We start from the raw sequence: 21,556 nt of genomic DNA, 5'->3' as shown, positions 1-21,556 counted from the left end.
CGTCCTGGGCAGCGGACAGGTTGCGCCGGTCACGCCCGAGCAGCCAGCTCGGCGGCCAGGGCGGACCGCATCACGTCCTGCGGAGCGGGCATCCCGGTGAACTGCTCCACCTGCCCGAAAGCCTGATGCAGCAACATGTCCAGCCCCGTGGCCAGCCGGGTGCCCGCAGCCTCCACGGCCAGCGCGACCGGAGTGGGCCAAGGATGGTAGATCACGTCCAGCACGTACGGAGCCCGCGCAACGGCATCGGCCAACACCTCGGTGGCGGAAGCCGGCACGGTCGACACCAGGACGTCCGCCCCGGCGGCCAGTGATACCAGGTCCACAGAGGACAGAGCCAGCACCTCGGCGGCGACGCCGACCCTGGAGGCCGTCTCCAGTGCCTCCGCGGCACGCGAAGGATCCCGCACCACCAGGGAGACCGAGGAGATCCTCAGCTCCGCGAGCCCAGCCAGCGCGGCTGTGGCCGTGCCGCCCGCGCCGATCACGACACCGCGCGTGCCGGAGGAGAAACCCTTCTCCCGCAACGCTCCCACGACACCGTCGACGTCGGTGCAGTCAGCGTGCCAGCCGGAGTCGGTGCGCACCAACGTGTTCGCGGCGCCGACGGCGGCGGCGCGGGGCGTCACCGAGGACGCGACGGCCAGGGCCGCGCGTTTGGTGGGCATGGTGCACGAGAGGCCGGCCCACTCCGGGCCGAGCGACGCCACCAGCGGCGCCACCCGGTCCTCGGTGCACTCCAGGCGGGTGTACTCCCAGTCCAGGCCCAGCGCGGTGTACGCGGCGTTGTGCAGCACGGGGGAAAGAGAGTGCTCGATCGGCGAGCCGATCACTGCCGCGCGACGCACTAGTAGACGCCGTCCTTCCTGGCCTTCTCGTCCTTCGCGTTGTGCTCGTCGATCGTGACCGAGAAGCACGAGGTGCCGTCCTTCTCGCACTTCACGAAGTACATGATGTTGCCGCCCTCCGGCTTCATCGCGGCGGCGATGGCCTGCTGCGACGGCGAGCCGATCGGCGTCGGCGGCAGGCCCAGGTTCTTGTACGTGTTGTACGGGCCCGGCTTGGCGCGGTCGGCGTCCGAGGTGCGGATGTGGGGCTGGTTGTTCTTGTAGTTGATGGTCGAGTCGAACTGCAGGGCCATGGGCTCCTTCAGGCGGTTGTAGATCACCTGGGAGACCTTGGTGAAGTCCTTCTCGATGGCTTCCTTCTCGATCAGCGAGGCGATGACCAGGATCTCGTAGGGACGGAAGCCGGTGTTCGCCGTGCCGCCGGGGATGCCGGCGCCCTGCAGCTTCTGCGTCGACGCCACGATCACGCTGCGGATCATCTCGACCGCGCTGACGCCCGGCTTGACCTGGTAGACGCCGCGCATGATCAGGCCTTCGAGGCGGTACTGGGGCTCGGCCTTCTTCACGTCGGCGAGCGCCCACTCGGGCACGCCGAGGGCGACCGGGTCGGTTTGCTCGGCCGCGGCCCTGATCTCGTCGGCGGTCAGGCACTTCTTGACGCCGTCCTTCTCCGTGCAGCTCGCGTCGGCGAGCTGGGAGTAGATGCCCTTGACGACCTTGTCGCCCACCTTGATGTCGGCGAGCTTGATGCCGCCGATGATCTGGACGGCGGGCACCCGCGTCTTCGGGTCGATCATGCGGGCCACGGCCTGCTCGCCCGACATCTTCGTCTTCATCAGGTAGAAGCCGGGCTGGATCGACGTCACGCGGGCGTCGCTCTTGCTGGCCTCGATGAAGGCGCGCGCGGAGGCGATGACGCCGTTGTCGTAGAGGGTCGAGGCGATCTGGCTGACCACGTCGCCGTCCTGGACCTCGACGATGGTGTCGGTCTCGCCGCTGCCGGTGAAGTCGTCGTAGGAACCGATGCCGCGCAGCTCCCGGTAGCCGTAGTAGGCACCGCCCAGGCCCACGGAGAGGACCAGCGCCACGACGAGCCACAGGACCGTCTTCTTGCGCTTCTTCGCCTTGTCGCGGGCGCGGTTGTCGCGCTTGGGCGGGCGTCGTTCGTCCACGTCGGGGTCGGTGAACAACCCGAGATCGTCGCTCACACCTCGTCCTTTCGGGCGGCCGCAGAGCGTGCCCGTGCGTCCAGCCAAGACTGCAGGATCTCGACAGCGGCGGCCTGGTCGACCACGGCGCGCTGCTTCTTGCCCTTCACACCGCGCTGCGCCAGCACCCGGCTCACCACGACCGTCGTCAGGCGTTCGTCGCTGAGCCGGACCGGCACGGGGGCGACGCGTCCGGCCAAGGCCGCAGCGTACGCGGTCGCTGCTTCCGCTGCCGGACCGTGCCGCCCAGCGAGTGTCTTGGGCAGGCCGACCACGACCTCCACGACGTCATGCTCGGCCACGAGACGTACGAGCTCGGTGAGGTCCGAGCCGCCCTTCTCGTCACGCTGCAGGGTAACCAGCGGAGTCGCCAGAAATGCCGTCGGATCGCTGAGTGACACTCCCACGCGAACCGATCCGACGTCGACGCCGAGCCTCCGACCGAGGCCCGGATCGTCGACGCCGGGAACGTCAGCGCTGCTCAAGCACCTTGTCCAGTTCGTTGGTGAGGGCCGTGATGGCCTCGGAGACACCAGCGGGGTTCGTGCCGCCGCCCTGGGCCAGGTCCGGCTTGCCGCCACCGCGGGCGGCGATGGCCGGGCCGAACACCGGCACGAGCTTGCCGGCGGCCAGGCCCAGGTCGCGGGCGGCGGCCGTGGTGGCCACGACGAAGCTCACCTTGTCGCCGTCGACCGAGAACAGGGCCACGACACCCGGCTTGGTGCCGAGGCGGTTGCGGACCTCGCCACCGAGCGTGCGCAGGTCGTTGCCCGACACGCCCTCCAGGCCGAGGGCCACGAGCGACAGGCCGCGGACGTCGAGGGCCTTGTCGGCGAGCGACCCGGCGTTGCCGAGCAGCTGGGCGGCGCGGACCTTCTCCAGCTCCTTCTCGGCGGTCTTCAGGCGCTCGACCAGCGACGCGATCCGCTCGGGCAGGCCATCGGAACCGACCTTCAGCATGTCCGAGAGGTTCTGCACGATGGCGCGTTCCTTGGCGAGGAACCGCATGGCCTCGATGCCGACGTAGGCCTCCAGACGACGCACGCCGGAACCGACCGACGACTCACCCAGCAGCGTGATCGGGCCGATCTGCGACGAGTGCTCCACGTGCGTGCCACCGCACAGCTCGCGCGACCACGGGCCGCCGATCTCGACGACGCGGACCGTCTCGTCGTAGGTCTCGCCGAACAGGGCGACGGCACCCATCTCCTGGGCACCGGCCATGTCGGTGTAGACGACGGAGACCGGCAGGTCCTTGCGCACGGCGAGGTTCGAGACCTCCTCGATCTCCGACTTGGCCTCGGTGGACAGACCGCCCGTCCAGGCGAAGTCGAGACGCAGGTAGCCGGGCTTGTTGTACGAACCGCTCTGCAGGGCCGACGGGCCGAGCACCTGGCGCAGGGCGGCGTGCACGACGTGCGTGCCCGAGTGGCCCTGGCGGGCGCCGATGCGCCACTCCGGGTCGACGCGGGCCTCGACGTGCTCGCCCTCGCTGATCTCGCCGGAGCGGACGCGCACCTGGTGCACCCACAGCTTGCGGGCGACCTTCTGCACGTCGAGCACCTCGAGCTCGGCGTTGCCGGTGACGATCGTGCCGGCGTCGGACTCCTGGCCACCGGACTCGGCGTAGAGCGGCGTGCGGTCGAGGACGACCTCGACGATGTCGCCTTCCTTGGCCGACTTGATGCGCTGACCGTTGAGCACGATGCCGCGCAGGGTGGCCTCGGAGGCGAGCTCGGTGTAGCCGGTGAACTCGGTCGGGCCCTGCTCCAGCAGCTCGCGGTACACGGTTTGATCGCCGTGGCCGGTCTTCTTGCCGGCGGCGTCGGCCTTGGCGCGGGCGCGCTGCTCGGCCATCAGCTTGCGGAAGCCGTCCTCGTCCACCGACAGACCGGCCTCGGAGGCCATCTCCAGCGTGAGGTCGATCGGGAAGCCGTAGGTGTCGTGCAGCTGGAAGGCCTTGTCGCCGGGCAGCGTGGCGCGGCCGTCGGCCTTCACCTCGGCGGCGGCGTTCTCGAAGATCCGCGAACCGGCGTCGAGGGTGCGCAGGAACGTGTCCTCCTCGGCCTTGAGCACCTGCTGGATGCGGGCGAAACCGCTGACCAGCTCCGGGTAGGCCGGGCCCATCGAGTCGCGGACGACCTCGGCGTAGGACTGCAGCACCGGCTCGGTGACGCCGAGCAGGCGCGACGAGCGGATGATGCGGCGCAGCAGGCGGCGCAGCACGTAACCACGAGCCTCGTTGCCCGGAGTGACACCATCGCCGACCAGCAGCACACCGCTGCGGGCGTGGTCGGCGATGACGCGGAACCGGACGTCGTCGACCTCGCTGTCGCCGTATTTGCGGCCGGACAGCTCCTCGGCCTTGTTGATGACGGCGCGGACCAGGTCGGTCTCGTAGACGTTGTCGACGCCCTGCAGCAGGTAGGCGACGCGCTCGACGCCCATGCCGGTGTCGATGTTCTTGGCGGGCAGCTCGCCCAGGATCGGGTAGTCCTTCTTGGCGCCACCCTCACCGCGCACGTTCTGCATGAAGACGAGGTTCCAGATCTCCAGGTACCTGTCCTCGTCGACGACGGGGCCGCCCTCCTTGCCGTACTCGGGGCCGCGGTCGTAGTAGATCTCCGAGCACGGGCCGCACGGGCCGGGCACGCCCATGGACCAGAAGTTGTCCTCGATGCCGCGGCGCTGGATGCGCTCCAGCGGCAGGCCGGCGACCTTCTGCCACAGCTCGATGGCCTCGTCGTCGTCCTGGTAGACGGTGACCCAGATGCGCTCCGGGTCGAAGCCGTAGCCGCCGTCGTCCTGGGACTTGGTGACGAGCTCCCAGGCCAGCCGGATGGCGTCTTCCTTGAAGTAGTCGCCGAGCGAGAAGTTGCCGGCCATCTGGAAGAACGTGAGGTGGCGCGTGGTCTTGCCGACCTCGTCGATGTCCGGCGTGCGCACGCACTTCTGGATGCTCGTCATGCGCGGGGCGGGCGGCGGGGCCTCACCGAGGAAGTACGGCTTGAACGGCACCATGCCGGCGTTGACGAACAGCAGGTTCGGGTCGTCGAGCAGCAGCGAGGCGCTGGGGATGTACTTGTGCCCGGCGTTCTCGAAGTGCTCGCGGAAGCGCTTGATGATCTCGTGGGTCTGCACGGGAGTTCCTTGCTGTGAAAAGAGTTTGTCCGGGGCGTGCGCTCAAACGCGCATGACACAGTGGCGAACGGCTGCTTTTAGTGCTTGCCGTTCGCCTTGGGCGCTCGACGCCCCGGCGTGAAGCCCGTCTGACGTTCCACGGTCTCCTGCAACTCCTGTTCCCGTTCGGCCATGCCCGCGCGCACCTCGGCCCCGAAGGAACCGATGGCGCCGGCGAGCTCACGCAGGCCTTCACCCACGTTAGCGCCGATACCGGCGGGAGTCGCCTGCTTTGTGACCTCGGCGGCCTTCTTCGCGACGAAGAGACCGGCGGCGGCACCCAGCCCGAACCAGAAGAGGCGACTCATCGGGCACTCCTCTTCGGACGGCGCTTGGCGTGCTTGTTCGGCTGCTCCGCTGCCTTGCGGCGCGCCTTCACGGCCTTGCTCACGCCGTAGGACAGCGCGGCGGCCTTGACCAGCGGCCCGCCGAGCGTGGCGGTGAACAGGCTGGTGAGCGCCGAGACGTTGCCGGTGACCGCGCGTGCGTTGGCCGTGATGCCGTCGACGCGCTCGAGCTGCGTGTTCACGTGGGTCAGCGTGGTGTTGGCCTCGCTGAACAACGGATCGGTGTTCTCGTGCGCCTTGCGCATCGCGATCGTGGCCTCGTCGAAGAACCGCGCTGCCTTGATGCCGACGAACACCACCACGAGCGCGACCAGCACGAACGCGCCGGCGCCGACCCACGCGGCGATCTGCCCTGGCGACACGGATCCTCCTGGTGACCGGCGTTGTGGCTTGATTGCCGGTGAGATTACCGGGTGGGTCCGACACCCAAATGAGCGGCACCGGTAGTTGATCTTCAGCGACCGGTGATGCCGTCGATCCGCTCCCGCAGGATGTCCGCGTGACCCGCGTGCCTGGCGGTCTCGGTGGTCATGTGGGCGAGGAGCCAGCGCAACGACTTCCGCGTGCCGTCGATCGGGATCGCCATGAGTGCGCCGGGATCTCCCGCCGCCTCGATCGCCCGGTCGCTCGCCTCGATCGCCGCGCGGTACTCCGCGATCACCTGCTCGGCGGTCCGGCCGGCGGGCACCGTCATGCCGAGCTCGTCCTCCTCCGACCAGTCGGCGCCGCCGAGGTGGTGGCCGAACCACCCGCGCTCGGCCTCGGCGAGGTGCTGGATCAGCCCGAGGATCGACGTACCGCTCGGGACCCCCGGCCGGCGGAGTTCTTCCGCGGTGAGGCCTTCCGCCTTCTTCAGCACGCAGTGGCGCTGGAACTTCAGGAACGCGTGCGTGACCTCCAGCTCGTCGGTGTCGACGCGCGGCACGGGTTCGCGCTGGGTCTCCGGCATGGCGTCAACGTAAACCGGATCACTCATTGACGCGGACCGGTCACGGCCTGTGAAATACCGGTCACACAGGGCTTGACACCGGCGGTCACCGCGCAGTGGAGTTAGGCAACCCTAAGTTGATCCGTGCAGGAGGCCTCGTGAAGCCGGTGTCGCACCTGGACTCCTACCGCAGGCACGCCACGGCAGGCGCCCCGCCGATCCCGGAGCTCACGCATCCGTGGCACGCCCGCGTCGCCCGGCCGGACGGCTACGACCTGCATCTGATCCACCGCTGGCACCAGGCACCACACGTGGCGGCGTTCGCGCGGCGGGCCTGGTCGTTGCCGCGATGGGAGGAACAGCTGCGCGGTCAGCTGGACGGCGACGACGTCCGGCCGTTGCTGATCAGCTGGCACGGGCGGCCGGTGATCCACGCCGAGGTCTACCGCGCGGCACGGGACGTCGTCGCCGGGTGCTACCAGGCCCGGCCGCACGACCTCGGGCTGAACCTGGCGGTCGGTGAGCTGGCGATGACCGACCAGGGGCTGGTGCGGTCGCTGCTCCCCCGGCTCACCGACGCGCTGTTCGAGGCCGATCCGCACTGCACGCGGATCGTGCTGGAGCCGGACGTGCGCAACAAGCGGGCCATCAGGTCGTTCGAGGCCGGCGGGTTCATGGTCGCGGACGAGATCATGCTGCCGAACAAGCTCGCACTGCTGATGGTCTGCCCTCGTTAGAACGCGGTGATGTCGCGCGGTGCGCGTTCCTTGCGGCTCAACGCACGCACGAGGTCCACGGCCTTGTGCCGGTTGAGCGACATGCGGGTGAGCAGGTCGATCACCGTCTCGTTGACGTGGCGCGGGAACTCCGGGGTGTCGACGCCGACGCTCACCGCGAGGTCGTCGGAGTGCACGACGAACTCCATCAGGCGGCTCACCAGGTAGTCGTCGAGCGACACCGCCCACGGTCCCCAGTGCGGCATGCGGACGGGGCGGTTGTCCAGGCCGGGCAACGACTCCCCGAGCTCGTCTAGCGTCTGCTCGAACCGGTCGCACAGCGCGTCCTGACCCTCCGCCGCGAGCTTCTCGCCGCCGGCGCGGATACGGGTGTGGAACTCCGAGTCCACCTCCAGCTCGGTCCAGTTCGCCCGCGCGTAGTGCTCCATCAGCGAAACGACCGGCTCGTCGCCGACCGGCGACGAGATCATCGACGGGACCGGCAGGGCCTGGTAGCCGATGTGGCCGACGAGGCCGCTGACGCCGAACTCGGGCAGCGCGCTCGGCTCGTCCCACTTCTCGGTGACCTGCCGGTGGCGCATGAGGTCGAGCGCGATCCGGGCGGTGGTCAGGAAGTCTTCTCTGATCGTCACTTCGCCGAACCTACGCGACCTCGGGCTCCTCGTCGCGGGAGTAACGCTTGCCCGGGAACAACTTCAGCGCCTCGTGCACGACGCCGCACTCACCGGACGTCGGCGGCGTCCTCGTCGTTGTCCGGGCGGCGTGGCGGCTGCGGTGGGCGGGAAGCCAGGATCATCGTTGCCCCAGGTGGTCGTGCGGTCACTCAACGCGGCCGGAGCGTACCGGAGTTCCAGGTGGCGATCATGCGTTATGGCCTCGATCGCGAGCCGTCACTCGCCCCTGATCACCCGGCGCAACCGTGGCAGCCGCTCGGCCACCGCGCGCTCGGCACCGCGGCCGGTCGGCTCGTAGTAGTCGCGGCCCACCAGGTCGTCCGGCGCATACTGCTGCGTCAGCACGCCTTCCGGCACGTCGTGCGGGTAGCGGTATCCCTGGGCGTTGCCGAGTTTCGCCGCGCCCGCGTAGTGCCCGTCGCGCAGATGCGGTGGCACGGCGCCGATCGCGCCCTTGCGCACGTCCGCCATGGCCGCGTTGATGGCGGTGGTGACGGCGTTCGACTTCGGCGCGGTGGCCAGGTGGATCGTGGCCTGCGCCAGGTTCAGCGCGCACTCGGGCAGGCCGATGAGCTGCACGGCCTGGGCGGCGGCGACGCACGTCTGCAACGCAGTCGGGTCGGCCATGCCGACGTCCTCGCTCGCGTGGATCACCAGGCGCCGCGCGATGAACCTCGGGTCCTCGCCCGCCTCGATCATGCGCGCCAGGTAGTGCAGGGCCGCGTCCACGTCCGAGCCGCGGATGGACTTGATGAACGCCGACGTCACGTCGTAGTGCTGGTCTCCGTCGCGGTCGTAGCGCACCGCTGCCTTGTCCACTGTGGACTCCAGCAGCTCCAGCGTGATCACGCCGTTGTTCGACGCCATCGCCGAGTCCGCCGCGGCTTCCAGCGCCGTCAGCGACCGGCGCGCGTCCCCGCCCGCCAGGCGCACCAGGTGGGCCTCGGCGTCCGGCTCCACCGTCACCTTGCCGCCCAGGCCGCGGTCGTCCGACACCGCGCGGCGGATCACCGTGCGCACGTGCTCGTCGGTCAGCGACTTGAGCTGCAGCACCAGAAATCGCGACAACAACGGTGACACCACGGAGAAGAACGGGTTCTCGGTGGTGGCCGCGACCAGCAGCACGATCCGGTCCTCGACCGCGCCCAGCAACGCGTCCTGCTGGGTCTTGGAGAACCGGTGCACCTCGTCGATGAACAGCACGGTCGACTCGCCGGACCGCACGAGCCGCCGCCGCGCCTCGTCGATGACGGCCCGCACCTCCTTGACGCCCGCCGACAACGCCGACAGCGCCACGAACCGGCGGCCGGTCGCCTTCGACACGAGCGTCGCCAGGGTCGTCTTGCCGGTGCCGGGAGGCCCGTAGAGCATCACGGACGCCGGGGTGGCGCCCTCCACCAGGCGGCGCAGCGGCGCGCCGGGGCCGAGCAGGTGGTCCTGGCCGACGACCTCGTCCAGCGTGGCCGGACGCATCCGCACGGCCAGCGGGGCGTTGGCCGCGATGCGCTCGGCCTTCTCCTCGTCGGTCGCGCCGAAGAGGCCCTCGTCGAACAGACCTTCGCTCATGCGTTCGAGCCTAGCGCCTGCTTCGCGAGCCCACGTCCACGAGAGCCCGGGCCGAGGCGGCTGCGCCTGACGGCACCTGTCCTGTGCGAAAATCGCCACTCGTGCCCATCCCCCGCGCCGTTCTGCTCGCCGGCCCGTCCGGCTCAGGCAAGTCGACCCTCGCCGCCCACCTCGGCTGGCCCGTGCTGCGCCTGGACGACTTCTACCGCGACGGCGACGACCCGCTGCTGCCGAAGGACGAGCACGGCCGCGCGGACTGGGACGCGGTGGGCTCGTGGAACGCGGACAAGGCGCTGCGGGCCGTCGTCGAGCTGTCCGAGACCGGCAAGACCGAGGCCCCGGTGTACTCGATCAGCGCCGACCGCGCGGTCGGCACGCAGACGATCGAGCTGGGCGACGCGCCGGCGTTCATCGCGGAAGGCCTGTTCGCGGACCTGCTGGTGGAGGGCGCCAGGACCGCCGGGGTGCTCAGGGACGCGATCGTGCTCGCGCCGAGCCCGCCGGTCACGTTCGTCCGCCGGTTCGCCAGGGACCTCGCCGAGGCCCGCAAGCCGGTGCCCACGCTGATCAGGCGGGGCATCAGGCTGATGCGCGAACAACCGCAGGTCGTCAGGCGGTGCGTCGACGCGGGCATGCGCAGGACGACGCCGGGCAAGGCCAGGGCGGAACTGATCGTGTGAGACCCCGGACCACGGGTACCCGGATCGAAACCCTCGAGGTTGAGGAGCTTCGGTGCGCAGGGACCTGGTGGTCGTCGGCGCCTCCGCGGGAGGTGTCGAGGCTCTGCGGCAACTCGTCGCCGGGCTGCCGAAGGACCTGCCCGCCGCCGTGGTCGTCGTCCTGCACATGCCCGCAGGCGGCACGTCGGCGTTGCCCGCGATCCTGTCCCGCAGCGGCCCGCTGCCCGCGCTGCTCGCGGAGGACGGCGCGGGGCTGCGCAACGCCCACCTCCACATCGCGCGTCCCGACCACCACGTCGTGGTGGAGGACGGTGTGCTGCGGCTGTCGAAAGGTCCCACCGAGAACGGCCATCGGCCGGCCGTGAACACGCTGTTCCGCTCCGCCGCGCTCGCGAAGGGCCCTGCGGTGATCGGGGTGGTGCTGTCCGGGGCGCTCGACGACGGCACGGCCGGCATGGTGGCGATCAAGCAGAGGGGCGGCACGACGGTCGTGCAGGACCCGGACGACGCTATCTACCCCGGCATGCCGGAGAGCGTGCTGCAGCACGTCGCCGTGGACCACGTGCTGCCGGTCGTCCGGATCGGCCCGCTGCTCGCCCGCCTCGCCGGACAGCACGCGGACACGATCGCGGCAGGACCGGCGTCCGACACTCTTCGCACGGAGGTGGCCGTGTCCCAAGACGACTCCGGCGCAGCACACGGCGACATCCCGAGGATCGGCTCGCCGACGACACTCACCTGTCCGGACTGCGCGGGATCTCTCGTGGAGATTCCCGGCGACAGCGCGCAGTACCGCTGCCTGGTCGGACACGCCTGGACGGCGGACGCACTCATGGACGCATACGGCGTCTCCCTGGAACGCGCGATGTGGACCGCACTGCGCACTCTCGACGAGAAGGCCTCGCTCGCGCACCGCATGGTGGACGTGTCGAAGAACGCGGGCCGGGGACTCGTGGCAGAGCGGTACGTCAGGCAGGAGGAAGAAGCCCTGGCGGCAGCCGACGTTCTTCGCAAGTACCTGTTGCGGGGCGACGTGCGGGAGGAGACCGGCACATGAAGGTCGGCACGTCGAACCTGGCCGGTGCCGTCGTCGCGACGCCGGAGGGAAGGCTGGACCTCGCCTCCTACCCGGTTCTGCGCGACACCCTGCTCAAGCTCGCCGCCGACGATCCGCTCGCCCTGGTCGTCAGGCTGGGCCCGGCCTTCGAGGTCCCCAGCAGGGCGATGCTGGCGGTGTTCACCACGGTGTGGATGAGGATCTCGCAGTGGCCGGACATCCCGCTGGTGCTCGTCACCGAGACCGAGTCGCACCGCGACGAGGTCCGCGCGAGCGGTGTCGGGCGGTTCGTGCGCACCGCCGCGAACCTCCAGGAGGCGCTCGACGTCGTCGAACGACCACCTCACCGCAGGTTCCGCCGCATACCGCTGCCCAACTCGCCGACCGCGCCGATCATGGCCCGTGCGGTCGTCCGGGAAGCCTGCGAGCTCTGGGGCCTGGACCGGCTCGTCAACGACGCGGTGCTGGTGGTGAGCGAGCTGGTGGAGAACGCGGTGCGGTACGCGCGCTCGGAGTCGATGCTCAGGGTCGAGCTGCGGCCGAGCGGGTTGTCCATCGCCGTTCGCGACGACGACCCGACGCCTCCCGTGCTGGAGTCACCAGGTCCGGAGGTGGTGGGACACCGGGGCCTGCAGCTGGTGAACCGGCTCTGCGTCGCCTGGGGCTGTGCGCCGTCATCCGACGGGGGCAAGATCGTGTGGGCCGTGCTGGGCCTGCGCGGAGGCGAGTAGGTTCTGCAGGCGTGAGCGACGGCCAGCCGATCCCCGACCAGGACTTCGAAGAGGTGCTGCAGTACCTCAAAGAGTCGCGCGGTTTCGACTTCACCGGATACAAGCGCACCAGCCTGATGCGGCGCGTGCGGCACCGCATGAGCCAGATCGGCGTCGACGACTACACCGACTACATCGACCAGCTGCAGGTCAACGCGGACGAGTTCAGCGTCCTGTTCAACACGATCCTGATCAACGTGACCGCGTTCTTCCGCGACCAGGAGGCGTGGACCTACCTGCGCGAAGAGGTCATTCCGACGCTGCTGGCCGAACGCGGGCCGGACGACCCCATCCGCGTGTGGAGCGCGGGCTGCGCATCCGGCGAGGAGGCCTACAGCCTCGCGATCGCGCTGGCCGAGGCGATGGGCCCCGAGCGGTTCCGGCAGCAGGTCAAGATCTATGCCACCGATGTCGACGACGAGGCGCTGTCGCACGCCCGGCACGCGAGCTACGCCGAACGGGACCTGCAGTCGATGCCGCCGGAGCTCGCCACCAAGTACTTCGAGCAGCAGAACGGCCGCTACAGCTTCCGCAAGGACCTGCGCCGCTCGGTCATCTTCGGCCGCAACGACCTGGTGCAGGACGCGCCGATCTCGCGGATCGACCTGCTGGTGTGCCGCAACACGCTGATGTACTTCAACCAGGAGACGCAGGCCAAGATCCTCGGCCGGTTCCACTTCGCGCTGATGCCCAAGGGCGTGCTGTTTCTGGGCAAGGCCGAGATGCTGCTCAGCCACAGCCGCATCTTCGACCCCATCGACCTCAAGCGGCGCCTCTTCCGCAAGGCGGCCAGCGGAGCGGGCACTCCGGCCCATTTCGTTTCGCACGCGATGGTGCACGATCGCAGGGTGGACCTGCGTGGCATCGACGCGCTGCGTGAGCACGCGTTCTCCGCGAGCCCGGTCGCCCAGATAGTGGTGACGGCGGAGGATGTCGTCGCGCTCATCAACCAGCAGGCGGAGAACACGTTCGGTCTCTCCGCCAAGGACGTGGGCCGCCCGCTGCGCGACATCGACATCTCCTACCGCCCGGTCGAACTGCGCGGGTACGTCGACCAGGCGCGGCTGGAGCGCAAGTCGTTGCGCATCAAGGACGTCGAGTGGCTGCGCGGTCCCGGTGAGTCCACGTGGTTCGAGGTCCACGTCAACCCGCTCGTGGGTGCCGACAACGCGATCCTCGGCGTCTCCGTCGTCTTCCACGACATGACGGCGGCACGCCGGCTGCTGGAGGACCTCGAACACGCCAACCGCCAGCTGGAGTCGGCGTACGAGGAGCTCCAGTCCACCAACGAGGAACTGGAGACCACGAACGAAGAGCTGCAGTCCACGGTGGAGGAGCTCGAGACCACCAACGAGGAACTCCAGTCGACCAACGAAGAGCTGGAGACGATGAACGAGGAGCTGCAGTCGACCAACGACGAGCTCCAGACCATCAACGACGCGCTGCGCGAACGCACCACGGAACTGGACCGGGTCAACGAGTTCCTGGAGTCGATACTGACCTCGCTGCGGGCCGGGGTGATCGTGCTCGACGTGCAGATGCGGGTGCTGGCCTGGAACCGGGGTGCCGAGGAGCTGTGGGGGATGCGGCGCGACGAGGCCGAGGGCGAGCACCTGCTCAACCTCGACATCGGGCTGCCGGTGGCCGACCTGCGCCCGGTCGTCCGGTCGGCGCTGAGCGACGGCACCTTCATGGAGGAGGTCAAGCTCACCGCGGTGAACCGGCGTGGCCGCGAGGTGCTCATCCGGGTCGTCTGCAGCTCGTTGCGCGCCAACGGCGGTGAGCCGGACGGCGCGATCCTGGTGATGGAACAGCAGGAGGACTAGCCCGTCGCACTCTCCCCGCGCAGGAAGTAGCCGGTGAGGCCGCTGACCTCGAACACCCGCCGCACGATGAACGAGCACTCGCCGAAGACGAGGTCGACGCCGCGGCGATCGCACTCCGCGCGCACGCGGAGCAACACGTCGAGGCCGGCCGACCCCAGGTAGTTCACGCCCGACAGGTCGAGCATGAACACGGCGTGCGTGTGGGCGAGCTGGTCGCGCAGGAACGCCTCGAACTGCGGCGCCGTGGCGAGGTCGATCTCGCCGGCCACACCGACCACGGTCGACGCACCGACGTGGTCGACGCTCAGTTCGAGCGGTTCAGGTCCCTGCACCCGACTCATCCTCTCCGCATGTGGCCGCTCTCGCAGGGGATACCCAGAACGGGGCGGCCTCACAACCGCGCGGACACCGTTTCGTGATCGGGTTGCGCTGTGACGACGGTCCTGATCTGGCAGGATGCCGCTCACACAACGACCGGGGGTAGCCGCGATGACCGACACGCCTGGCTGGTCCTCACCCGACCAGCAACCGAACCAACCGCCGCAGCAGCAGCCGCCGCAGCCGCCTCCCGGCTACTACGCGCCGCCGCCGGCCGGACCGCAGCCGACGATCAAGCCCGGCGTGATCCCGCTGCGCCCGCTGGCCGTCGGCGAGATCGTCGACGGCGCCATCACCACCATGCGGCGGTACCCGAAGCTGATCATCGGCGCGGCCGCGGTCGTCGCCGCGATCACCCAGGTCCTCGGCCTGCTGGTGCAGCTGCCGTTCCTGGACGACGTGGTCGACGTGGCGACGTTGGACCCGAACACGGTGACCCAGGAGCAGGCGCTGGAGCAGTTCACCGGCGCCATCACCGGCATCCTCACCGGCGGGCTGCTCAGCGTCGTGCTGGTGCTGTTCGGCACGGTGTTCCTGTCCGGCTTCGTCACCGTGATCGTCGGCCACGCGGTCCTGGGCCGCCCGGTGACGTTCGCGCAGGCCTGGGAGGAGTTCAAGCCGCGGCTGCTGCCGTTGCTCGGCGCGACCCTGCTGTCCGGTCTCGTGATCACCGTCGGCCTGGTCCTGTGCATCGTGCCCGGTGTCTGGCTGTGGGTGCTGTTCGGGCTCGTCACGCCCGCGCTGGTGCTGGAGCGCTGCGGCGTCGGCACGGCGTTCGGCCGGTCGAAGAACCTCGTCAACGGCGCGTGGTGGCGGACGTTCGGCATCCTGCTGCTCGCCGCGGTGATCAGCTGGGTGATCAGCTGGATCATCAGCCTCCCGTTCGGGCTGGCGGGCGCGGTCTCGACCGGCCTGTCCGGCGACCCGACGGCGGCGCTGAGCGCGGGTTCGCTGGTGCTGTCGACGATCGGCGCGATCATCGCCTCGACGATCACGCTGCCGTTCACGTCCGCGGTGACCGTGCTCGTCTACGTCGACCGCCGGATGCGCGCGGAGGGCATGGACATCGAACTCCAGCGGGCCGCAGGGCATGGCGGTATCTGACGTACCGGTAGATCTCGACCGCGACGAGGCCCGCGAGGCGGCCGCACGGGAGCTGAGCAACCCCGCGTACGTCTCCGGCGACCCGAATCCGCTGGAGCGGGCCCTCGAGTGGGTGCTGGACCGGCTGGGCGAGCTGCTCGCCGGTGCGGCGGGCATGAGCGGCATCACCGCGATCACGATCCTCGTCGTGGTCGCGGTGATCATCGTGATAGTGATCAGGCTCCGCGCCGGGCGCACCGCCGGTTCCGCGCGGTCGCGCCGTGGTGAGGTCTTCGACGCCGTGCTGACCGCGGCGGAGCACCGGGCCGCCGCCGAGCGCGCCGCGGCGGCCGGTGACCTGGCCGAGGCCGTGCGCGAGCGGTTCCGCGCCGTGGTGCGGGAACTGGAGCAGCGCGGGGTGCTCGACCCGCGGGCCGGCCGTACGGTGGACGAGGTGGCGATCGAGGCGGGTCAGGCACTTCCCGTGCTGGCGGCCGACCTGCGCGGCGCGGCCGTGCAGTTCGACGACGTCTGGTACGGCGGCAGGCCCGCGACCGAACAGGGGTACCGGCAGCTGGTCGCCGTGGACGACAGGGTGCGCGGATGACGGCGGTCTCCCCCGACGCGAGCCGGATCTGGACGGCCGCGCGCGGGCCGGTGCTGATCGGCGTGATCATCCTGTTCACGGCCGTCGTGATCACGTTGCTGCGCGGTGGCGGCGAGGGCGGTTCGCTCGATCCCCGGTCGTACCAGCCGGAGGGCAGCCACGCGGTCGCCGCGCTGCTGGAGCGCAACGGCGTCCGCGTCGAGCCGACGGACGACGTGTCCTCTGTGGAGGGTGCGACGCTGTTCGTGACGCATCCAGCCCTGATCGACCCCGCGCGGCTCGCGGACCTGAGCCGCCGTGCCGCGGCCACCGTGCTGCTCGCTCCCCCGACCGGGAAGAGCCCGCTGAAGGTCGAGACCAGGGACCCTGGATGCCCGCTGGCGGCGAAGGCGGGTCCGGCGACCGCCGGAGGGTTCGTGTACGAGGGCGAGCAACGGTGCTACGACTCGACGCTGGTGCGCACCGGCACGGTCACGACGATCGGGTTCAGCTCCATCTTCACCAACCGCGACCTCGACGAGGAGGGCAACGCGGCGCTGGCGCTCGCCTTGCTGGGCCAGTACGACCGGCTGGTCTGGTACCTGCCGTCGGCCGCGGACCGCTCGCAGCAGAAGTCGTTCACCGACCTGATCCCGGACGGCTGGAAGTTCGGCGCGTGGCAGCTCGGGATCGCGGCCGTGGTGATCGCGCTGTGGCGCGCGCGCAGGCTGGGCCGGGTGGTGACCGAGCCGCTGCCGGTCGTGGTCCGCGCGGCCGAGACCGTGGAGGGCAGGGCGCGGCTGTACCGGCGGTCGCACGCGTCCGGGCACGCCGCCTCGGTGCTGCGGCAGGCGAGCCGCGACCGGCTGGCCGGGCTGCTGGGGCTGCCGGCCGGCGAGGACCCGTCCGCCGAGATCGCCCGCAGGACTTCGCGTTCCGCCGCCGGCGTGCGGACGCTGCTCTACGACGACGATGCGCCGGTGGACGACCGGGGGCTGGTCGCGCTGGCCGACGAGCTGGACGCTCTGGAGAACGAGGTGCGCAAGGGATGACGGCAGTGGTCACCACCGAAGAGGCACGCACGGCGCTGGTGGCGTTGCGCACGGAGATCGGCAAGGCCGTGGTGGGCAACGACTCCGCCGTGACGTCGTTGATCCTCGCGTTGCTGTGCAAGGGACACGTCCTGCTGGAGGGTGTGCCGGGCGTCGCGAAGACGTTGCTGGTGCGGGCGATGGCCCGCGCGCTGGACCTGTCGACGACGCGCGTGCAGTTCACGCCGGACCTGATGCCGGGCGACCTGACCGGGTCACTGGTCTACGACTCGCACAACGCGGCGTTCTCGTTCCGCGAGGGGCCGGTCTTCACGAACCTGCTGCTGGCGGACGAGATCAACCGGACGCCGCCGAAGACGCAGGCGGCATTGCTGGAGGCGATGGAGGAACGGCAGGTGTCGGCGGACGGCAGGACGCGGCCGCTGCCGTCGCCGTTCATCGTCGTGGCGACGCAGAACCCGGTGGAGTACGAGGGCACCTATCCGTTGCCCGAGGCGCAGCTGGACCGGTTCCTGCTGAAGGTGACCATGCCGATTCCGGCGCGGGAGCACGAGATCGACGTGCTGACGCGGCACGCGGCCGGGTTCGACCCGCGTGACCTGTCGGGGCTGTCACCGGTGGCCGGTGCGGCGCACCTGGAGGCCGGGTCGGCGGCGGTGCGGGCACTGACCGTGGCGCCCGAGGTCATCGCCTACGTGGTCGACGTGTGCCGGGCGACGCGGCAGTCCCCCGCTGTCCGGCTGGGTGTTTCTCCGCGCGGGGCAACGGCTCTGCTCGCGGTGGCGCGGGCGTGGGCGTGGTTGTCCGGCCGCGACTACGTGACGCCGGACGACGTGAAGGCGCTGGCCCGCCCGGCGCTGCGACACCGGCTGGAGCTGCGTCCGGAGGCCGAGCTGGAGGGCGTGACGACCGACGGCGTGCTGGACGGCGTGCTCGGCGCGGTCCAGGTGCCGCGCTGACGTGGCGCTCACGGGCCGCGCGGGGGTGCTCGCGCTCATCGGTGTTCTCGTCGTCGGGCTGCTCTTGCCGTCGTGGCAAGGGATTCTGCTCGTGCTCGCGATGCTGGCGGCATGCGTGGCCGTCGACCTGGTGCTGGCGGCGAGTGTCCGGCGGTTGACCTTCGTGCGCGCTGGAGCCACTTCCGTGCGAACGGGTGAGCTGTGCACGGTGCAGCTGACCGTGCAGAACCCCGGACGTCGGTTGCGGGGTGTTCTCCGGGACGCCTGGGCGCCTTCTGCCGGTGTGGTGTCCGATCGGGTTCTCGTCGACGTGCCTGCGCGTGGGTCGCGGACGTTGTCTTTCGACTTGCGGCCCGTGCGTCGTGGCGATCGGGTTTCGGATCGTGTGACCGTGAGGTCTGTCGGCCCGTTGGGGATCGCGGCACGGCAGGGGTCGCACGTGGTGCCGTGGACCGTGCGCGCGTTGCCGCCGTTCCACAGCCGCCGCCACCTGCCGCCGTTGCTGGAACGCCTGCGCGAGCTGGACGGCCGTCGGGCGTCGTTGATCCGTGGCGCCGGAACGGAGTTCGACTCGTTGCGGACCTACGTGATCGGCGACGACGTGCGGTCGATCGACTGGCGTGCGTCGGCGCGGTCGTCGGACGTCGTGGTGCGGACGTGGCGGCCGGAACGCGACCGCCAGGTGACGATCGTGCTCGACACCGCGCGGACGGCGGCGGGACGTGTGGAGGGTGCCCTGGGTGGCCTGCCGCGGCTGGACACGTCGATGGACGCGGCGTTGTTGTTGTCCGCCTTGGCATCGCACGCGCGCGACCAGGTCGACTTCCTGGCGTTCAGCCACAAGGTGCGGGCTTCGGTGCCGCGGGCGACGCTTCCCGTTCTGGTGCAGGCGATGGCGCCGCTGGAGGCGGAGCTGGTCGAGTTCGACGCGCGCGGTGCGGTGGCGGAGGTGCTGCGCCGGGCGGGCCGCCGTTCGCTGGTCGTGCTGCTGACGTCGCTGGAGCCGTCGATCGAGCACGGCCTGCTGCCGGTGCTGCCCGCGCTGGCCGCGCGGCACCGGTTGCTGATCGCCTCGGTGTCCGATCCCGCCCTGCACGAGATGGCCGCCGGGCGTGGTGACCTGGAGTCGGTCTACGCGGCCGCCGCTGCGGAACGGACGTTGGCGGAACGACGCCGTCTCACCGCCTTGCTCGCACGGCACGGTGTCGACGTCGTGGACGCACTGCCCGATGAGCTGCCACGCGCTCTCGCGGACCGTTATCTGTCGTTGAAGGCCGCGGGGAAGCTCTAGACCGTCGTGGGCGCGACGTCCTCGCGTTCGCTCGCGTCCACGTCGCCGGTCTCGCCCTCCTGCGCGGCCCTCCGCCCGATCACGAAGACGTACAGCAGGAACAGCACCTCGGCGATCACGCCGATGCCGACGCGGAGCCACGTCGGCCACCCGGACGGTGTCACGAACGCTTCGAGCACACCGGACACGAGCAGGACCACGACGAGCCCGAGCGCCACCGCCACCACGGAGCGTCCCTCGGCGGCCAGCGCGGCGGCACGGGTGCGCTTGCCGGGGTCGATGACCTGCCAGCCCAGCCGCATGCCGATGCCCGCCGCGACGAACACCGCCGTCAGCTCCAGCAACCCGTGCGGCGCGAGCAGCCCGAGGAACAGCCCGCCCCGGCCGGCGCCGAACATCAGCCCCACGCCGACGGCGAGGTTGACGGCGTTCATGAAGAGCAGGTAGACGGGCGGGATCGCGAACAGCACGCCTAGCACCAGGCAGGCGGCGGAGATCCAGGCGTTGTTCGTCCACACCTTCGCCGCGAACGACCCTGCCGGATCGCTGGAGTAGTAGGCCTCGTACCCGCCGCCGACCTTGGTCATCTCACGCAGCTCGTCCGGCGCGGCGATGGTCGCCTGCACGTCGGGGTTCGCGGCGATCCAGGCCGCCATGATGCCGCTGACCAGGTAGAACACCACACCCGCCGGCACCCACCAGCGCCAGCCGAGGTAGATCGCGGCGGGCAGCCGGTGCGTGAAGAAGCGGGTGACCACGCGCCACGCGGGCGTGTGCGTGCCCGTCAGCGCCGACCGCGCCCTGGCGACCAGCGACGACAGCCGTTCGACCGTGGCGGGGTCCGGGGTCTGGCTGCGCACGACCGACAGGTGCGTCGTCACCCGCTGGTAGAGCTCGATCAGCTCGTCGGCCTCGGGCCCGCTGAGCCGGCCGGACCGCTCGACCAGCTGCTCGAGCCGCTGCCACGACGCGCGGTGGCGATCGATGAACACGTCCAGATCCACGATGAGTCACACTATCCGCGTGGGGGACCTCGTCACCGGTGAAGCCGTAGTTCTGGACCTGCGCGTCGCACAGCTCGCGAGCAGGGCGGTCGCGTTCGCGTTCGACGTGGCCGTCCAGTTCCTCCTGCTGCTGTTCGTCTACCTGGTCCTGCCGATCAGCGTCGACGACGCCCTGCTGACCGCACTGGCGCTGACCCTGGTCGTGCTGGTGCTGGTCGGCTACCCGACGCTGGTGGAGACGCTGACGCGCGGACGTTCGGTGGGCAAGCTCGTGATGGGTCTGCGCGTGGTCCGCGACGACGGCGGCGCGATCCGGTTCCGCCACGCCCTGGTCCGCGCGCTGGGCGGCTTCTTCGTGGACTTCTGGGCGCTGGGCCTGGGCGGCGCGGTGGCGTTGTTCGTGTCGCTGTTCTCGCCGCAGGGCAAGCGGGTGGGCGACTACCTGGCGGGCACCCTGGTGATCCGCACGCGGGTGCCGCGCCAGGACGTGGAACTCGTGGACATGCCGCCGCAGCTCGCCGACTGGGCCCGCGGACTGGACCTGTCGCAGCTGCCGGACGAACTGGTGCTCGCGGCGCGGCAGTACCTCAGCCGGTACCACGAGCTGGGCGAGAAGGCCCGGTGGGAGCTGGGTGCGCGGCTGGCCGACGACGTCGGGGCGGCCGTGCGGTCACCTCGGGTCGAGTACACGCATCCGCATCCCTACCTGGCCGCGGTGCTGGCGGAGCGGCGGCGCCGGGCCGCCGGTTAGGCCGCGAGGTGCGCGGCGGTGATCGGTGACTCCGGCGTCCACCCGAGCTTCTCGTACAGCGCGCGCCCCGCTTCGGTGGCGACCAGCACGGCACGCACCGCACCGCGGTCCGCGGCGGCACGGGACAGTTCGGCCATGACGACGCTGCCCAGCCCGCGCCTGCGGTGCGCGGGATCGGTCTCCACCACGTCGATGACGGCGGCACGGCCACGCACCACGACACGTCCTTTCGCCGCACACCCGCCGTCGGTGGTGCGGACGACGGCGTCGCGCACGTCACCGGTGCCGAGCAGTTCCACGGTGTAGGGATCCGGCGGCGTGATGAGCGGGAGTGCGTCCAGCTCGATGCTCATCAGGTGCTCCGGCGCGCCGATCGTCCACTCGGGGCTCAGCCGCACTAGTTCCGGCGCCCCGCAGACCTTGAGCCAGGTGCCGGGTTCGCTGAGCCCGGCGGCTCGCGGGCCGGCCGAGCGCGGGTCGGGCAGGACGTAGCGCACCCGGTGTTCAGGCAGGCCGACGTCGATGCGGTAGCCGTCGTGCTCCCGCACGGGATCCGGGGTGCCGCGGGACAACGCCCAGCCCCACACCCAGTCGGTGACGACCTCGACGGTCCGGGAATCGATCATGCCCC

The 21,556-nt window shown here is 70.5% G+C and carries 23 protein-coding genes; 11 read left to right on the top strand and 12 right to left on the bottom strand.

The features are described from left to right. Window positions 1-29 precede the first annotated feature (29 nt). The 7 genes from IEZ09_RS13575 to IEZ09_RS13545 all read right to left on the bottom strand — a co-directional run bounded on the left by IEZ09_RS13575 (window position 30) and on the right by IEZ09_RS13545 (window position 6,532). A complete protein-coding gene (locus tag IEZ09_RS13575) occupies window positions 30-848 on the bottom strand; it encodes a shikimate dehydrogenase (RefSeq protein WP_229812531.1) in 819 nt (272 codons plus the stop codon). Then, complete coding sequence (gene mltG, locus IEZ09_RS13570; RefSeq protein WP_189254023.1) at window positions 848-2,056, bottom strand: endolytic transglycosylase MltG; 1,209 nt, start codon at window positions 2,054-2,056, stop codon at window positions 848-850. Before mltG ends, IEZ09_RS13575 begins: the two co-directional genes overlap by 1 nt. Beyond that, window positions 2,053-2,541, bottom strand: coding sequence for a Holliday junction resolvase RuvX (gene ruvX / locus IEZ09_RS13565; RefSeq protein ID WP_189254022.1), 489 nt, complete (start codon window positions 2,539-2,541; stop codon window positions 2,053-2,055). The genes mltG and ruvX overlap by 4 nt, the downstream gene beginning before the upstream one ends. Beyond that, complete coding sequence (alaS, locus tag IEZ09_RS13560; RefSeq protein ID WP_189254021.1) at window positions 2,528-5,197, bottom strand: alanine--tRNA ligase; 2,670 nt, start codon at window positions 5,195-5,197, stop codon at window positions 2,528-2,530. Before alaS ends, ruvX begins: the two co-directional genes overlap by 14 nt. 77 nt (window positions 5,198-5,274) lie before the next feature. Further along, the gene (locus tag IEZ09_RS13555) at window positions 5,275-5,544 is read right to left on the bottom strand and encodes a hypothetical protein (RefSeq protein ID WP_189254020.1); all 270 of its coding nucleotides are present in this window, start codon (window positions 5,542-5,544) and stop codon (window positions 5,275-5,277) included. Further along, window positions 5,541-5,945 carry a DUF948 domain-containing protein gene (locus IEZ09_RS13550; RefSeq protein ID WP_189254019.1) on the bottom strand — a complete coding sequence of 135 codons (405 nt, stop codon included), beginning with the start codon at window positions 5,943-5,945 and terminating at the stop codon, window positions 5,541-5,543. The genes IEZ09_RS13555 and IEZ09_RS13550 overlap by 4 nt, the downstream gene beginning before the upstream one ends. A gap of 92 nt (window positions 5,946-6,037) precedes the next feature. Continuing rightward, a complete protein-coding gene (locus tag IEZ09_RS13545) occupies window positions 6,038-6,532 on the bottom strand; it encodes a DinB family protein (RefSeq protein ID WP_189254018.1) in 495 nt (164 codons plus the stop codon). Window positions 6,533-6,669: 137 nt separating this feature from the next. Between IEZ09_RS13545 and IEZ09_RS13540 the strand changes: the two genes are divergently transcribed. Continuing rightward, window positions 6,670-7,248 (top strand): GNAT family N-acetyltransferase, encoded by a 579-nt coding sequence (locus IEZ09_RS13540; RefSeq protein WP_189254017.1) that lies wholly within the window; start codon window positions 6,670-6,672, stop codon window positions 7,246-7,248. Here the strand turns inward: IEZ09_RS13540 and IEZ09_RS13535 are convergent. Next, a complete protein-coding gene (locus tag IEZ09_RS13535; RefSeq protein ID WP_229812530.1) occupies window positions 7,245-7,880 on the bottom strand; it encodes a maleylpyruvate isomerase N-terminal domain-containing protein in 636 nt (211 codons plus the stop codon). The two genes, IEZ09_RS13540 and IEZ09_RS13535, sit on opposite strands and share 4 nt — an antisense overlap. Window positions 7,881-8,138: 258 nt before the next feature. Further along, window positions 8,139-9,488 (bottom strand): replication-associated recombination protein A, encoded by a 1,350-nt coding sequence (locus IEZ09_RS13530; protein WP_189254016.1) that lies wholly within the window; start codon window positions 9,486-9,488, stop codon window positions 8,139-8,141. A gap of 101 nt (window positions 9,489-9,589) precedes the next feature. Between IEZ09_RS13530 and IEZ09_RS13525 the strand changes: the two genes are divergently transcribed. The 4 genes from IEZ09_RS13525 to IEZ09_RS13510 are packed head-to-tail and all read left to right on the top strand — an operon-like array spanning window position 9,590 to window position 13,821. Then, window positions 9,590-10,168, top strand: a complete 579-nt coding sequence (locus IEZ09_RS13525; protein ID WP_229812529.1) for a uridine kinase family protein — start codon at window positions 9,590-9,592, stop codon at window positions 10,166-10,168. A gap of 52 nt (window positions 10,169-10,220) precedes the next feature. Further along, window positions 10,221-11,225, top strand: a complete 1,005-nt coding sequence (locus tag IEZ09_RS13520) for a chemotaxis protein CheB (protein ID WP_189254014.1) — start codon at window positions 10,221-10,223, stop codon at window positions 11,223-11,225. Beyond that, complete coding sequence (locus IEZ09_RS13515; protein ID WP_189254013.1) at window positions 11,222-11,956, top strand: ATP-binding protein; 735 nt, start codon at window positions 11,222-11,224, stop codon at window positions 11,954-11,956. The genes IEZ09_RS13520 and IEZ09_RS13515 overlap by 4 nt, the downstream gene beginning before the upstream one ends. A gap of 11 nt (window positions 11,957-11,967) precedes the next feature. Next, complete coding sequence (locus IEZ09_RS13510; protein WP_189254012.1) at window positions 11,968-13,821, top strand: CheR family methyltransferase; 1,854 nt, start codon at window positions 11,968-11,970, stop codon at window positions 13,819-13,821. Here IEZ09_RS13510 and IEZ09_RS13505 read toward each other — a convergent pair. Next, the gene (locus IEZ09_RS13505; RefSeq protein WP_189254011.1) at window positions 13,818-14,153 is read right to left on the bottom strand and encodes an STAS domain-containing protein; all 336 of its coding nucleotides are present in this window, start codon (window positions 14,151-14,153) and stop codon (window positions 13,818-13,820) included. The genes IEZ09_RS13510 and IEZ09_RS13505 overlap by 4 nt on opposite strands. Window positions 14,154-14,310: 157 nt before the next feature. On the opposite strand from IEZ09_RS13505, the gene IEZ09_RS13500 reads away from it, so the two are divergent. The 5 genes from IEZ09_RS13500 to IEZ09_RS13480 are packed head-to-tail and all read left to right on the top strand — an operon-like array spanning window position 14,311 to window position 19,170. Next, window positions 14,311-15,303, top strand: a complete 993-nt coding sequence (locus tag IEZ09_RS13500; protein ID WP_189254010.1) for a DUF7847 domain-containing protein — start codon at window positions 14,311-14,313, stop codon at window positions 15,301-15,303. Beyond that, the gene (locus IEZ09_RS13495) at window positions 15,290-15,889 is read left to right on the top strand and encodes a DUF4129 domain-containing protein (protein WP_189254009.1); all 600 of its coding nucleotides are present in this window, start codon (window positions 15,290-15,292) and stop codon (window positions 15,887-15,889) included. The genes IEZ09_RS13500 and IEZ09_RS13495 overlap by 14 nt, the downstream gene beginning before the upstream one ends. Next, complete coding sequence (locus IEZ09_RS13490) at window positions 15,886-16,920, top strand: DUF4350 domain-containing protein (RefSeq protein ID WP_189254008.1); 1,035 nt, start codon at window positions 15,886-15,888, stop codon at window positions 16,918-16,920. Before IEZ09_RS13495 ends, IEZ09_RS13490 begins: the two co-directional genes overlap by 4 nt. Then, window positions 16,917-17,879, top strand: coding sequence for an AAA family ATPase (locus tag IEZ09_RS13485; RefSeq protein WP_189254007.1), 963 nt, complete (start codon window positions 16,917-16,919; stop codon window positions 17,877-17,879). The genes IEZ09_RS13490 and IEZ09_RS13485 overlap by 4 nt, the downstream gene beginning before the upstream one ends. Window position 17,880: 1 nt before the next feature. Continuing rightward, the gene (locus IEZ09_RS13480; RefSeq protein WP_189254006.1) at window positions 17,881-19,170 is read left to right on the top strand and encodes a DUF58 domain-containing protein; all 1,290 of its coding nucleotides are present in this window, start codon (window positions 17,881-17,883) and stop codon (window positions 19,168-19,170) included. Here IEZ09_RS13480 and IEZ09_RS13475 read toward each other — a convergent pair. Continuing rightward, window positions 19,167-20,174, bottom strand: coding sequence for a stage II sporulation protein M (locus tag IEZ09_RS13475; RefSeq protein WP_189254005.1), 1,008 nt, complete (start codon window positions 20,172-20,174; stop codon window positions 19,167-19,169). The two genes, IEZ09_RS13480 and IEZ09_RS13475, sit on opposite strands and share 4 nt — an antisense overlap. Window positions 20,175-20,193: 19 nt before the next feature. Here IEZ09_RS13475 and IEZ09_RS13470 point away from each other — a divergent pair, with 19 nt between their 5' ends. Next, window positions 20,194-20,925: an RDD family protein gene (locus IEZ09_RS13470; protein WP_229812528.1), complete on the top strand. Its 732-nt coding sequence runs from the start codon at window positions 20,194-20,196 to the stop codon at window positions 20,923-20,925. Here the strand turns inward: IEZ09_RS13470 and IEZ09_RS13465 are convergent. Beyond that, window positions 20,922-21,551 carry a GNAT family N-acetyltransferase gene (locus IEZ09_RS13465; RefSeq protein ID WP_189254003.1) on the bottom strand — a complete coding sequence of 210 codons (630 nt, stop codon included), beginning with the start codon at window positions 21,549-21,551 and terminating at the stop codon, window positions 20,922-20,924. The two genes, IEZ09_RS13470 and IEZ09_RS13465, sit on opposite strands and share 4 nt — an antisense overlap. Window positions 21,552-21,556: the final 5 nt, after the last annotated feature.

Origin of the sequence: Lentzea flava (genome assembly GCF_014648475.1) — a bacterium.
GTDB classification, from domain to species: Bacteria; Actinomycetota; Actinomycetes; order Mycobacteriales; family Pseudonocardiaceae; genus Lentzea; species Lentzea flava.
The sequence above is the reverse complement of the archived record's forward strand: the minus strand, read 5'-3'. Positions and strand labels throughout refer to the sequence as shown.

What these genes read in the sequence shown, in the direction of transcription:
- IEZ09_RS13490 (WP_189254008.1), top strand. Translation starts at nt 15,886, where the DNA reads ATGACGGCGGTCTCCCCCGACGCGAGCCGGATCTGGACGGCCGCGCGC.
- IEZ09_RS13515 (WP_189254013.1), top strand. Translation starts at nt 11,222, where the DNA reads ATGAAGGTCGGCACGTCGAACCTGGCCGGTGCCGTCGTCGCGACGCCG.
- IEZ09_RS13495 (WP_189254009.1), top strand. Translation starts at nt 15,290, where the DNA reads ATGGCGGTATCTGACGTACCGGTAGATCTCGACCGCGACGAGGCCCGC.
- IEZ09_RS13555 (WP_189254020.1), bottom strand. Translation starts at nt 5,544, where the DNA reads ATGAGTCGCCTCTTCTGGTTCGGGCTGGGTGCCGCCGCCGGTCTCTTC.
- IEZ09_RS13485 (WP_189254007.1), top strand. Translation starts at nt 16,917, where the DNA reads ATGACGGCAGTGGTCACCACCGAAGAGGCACGCACGGCGCTGGTGGCG.
- IEZ09_RS13545 (WP_189254018.1), bottom strand. Translation starts at nt 6,532, where the DNA reads ATGCCGGAGACCCAGCGCGAACCCGTGCCGCGCGTCGACACCGACGAG.
- IEZ09_RS13500 (WP_189254010.1), top strand. Translation starts at nt 14,311, where the DNA reads ATGACCGACACGCCTGGCTGGTCCTCACCCGACCAGCAACCGAACCAA.
- IEZ09_RS13465 (WP_189254003.1), bottom strand. Translation starts at nt 21,551, where the DNA reads ATGATCGATTCCCGGACCGTCGAGGTCGTCACCGACTGGGTGTGGGGC.
- IEZ09_RS13530 (WP_189254016.1), bottom strand. Translation starts at nt 9,488, where the DNA reads ATGAGCGAAGGTCTGTTCGACGAGGGCCTCTTCGGCGCGACCGACGAG.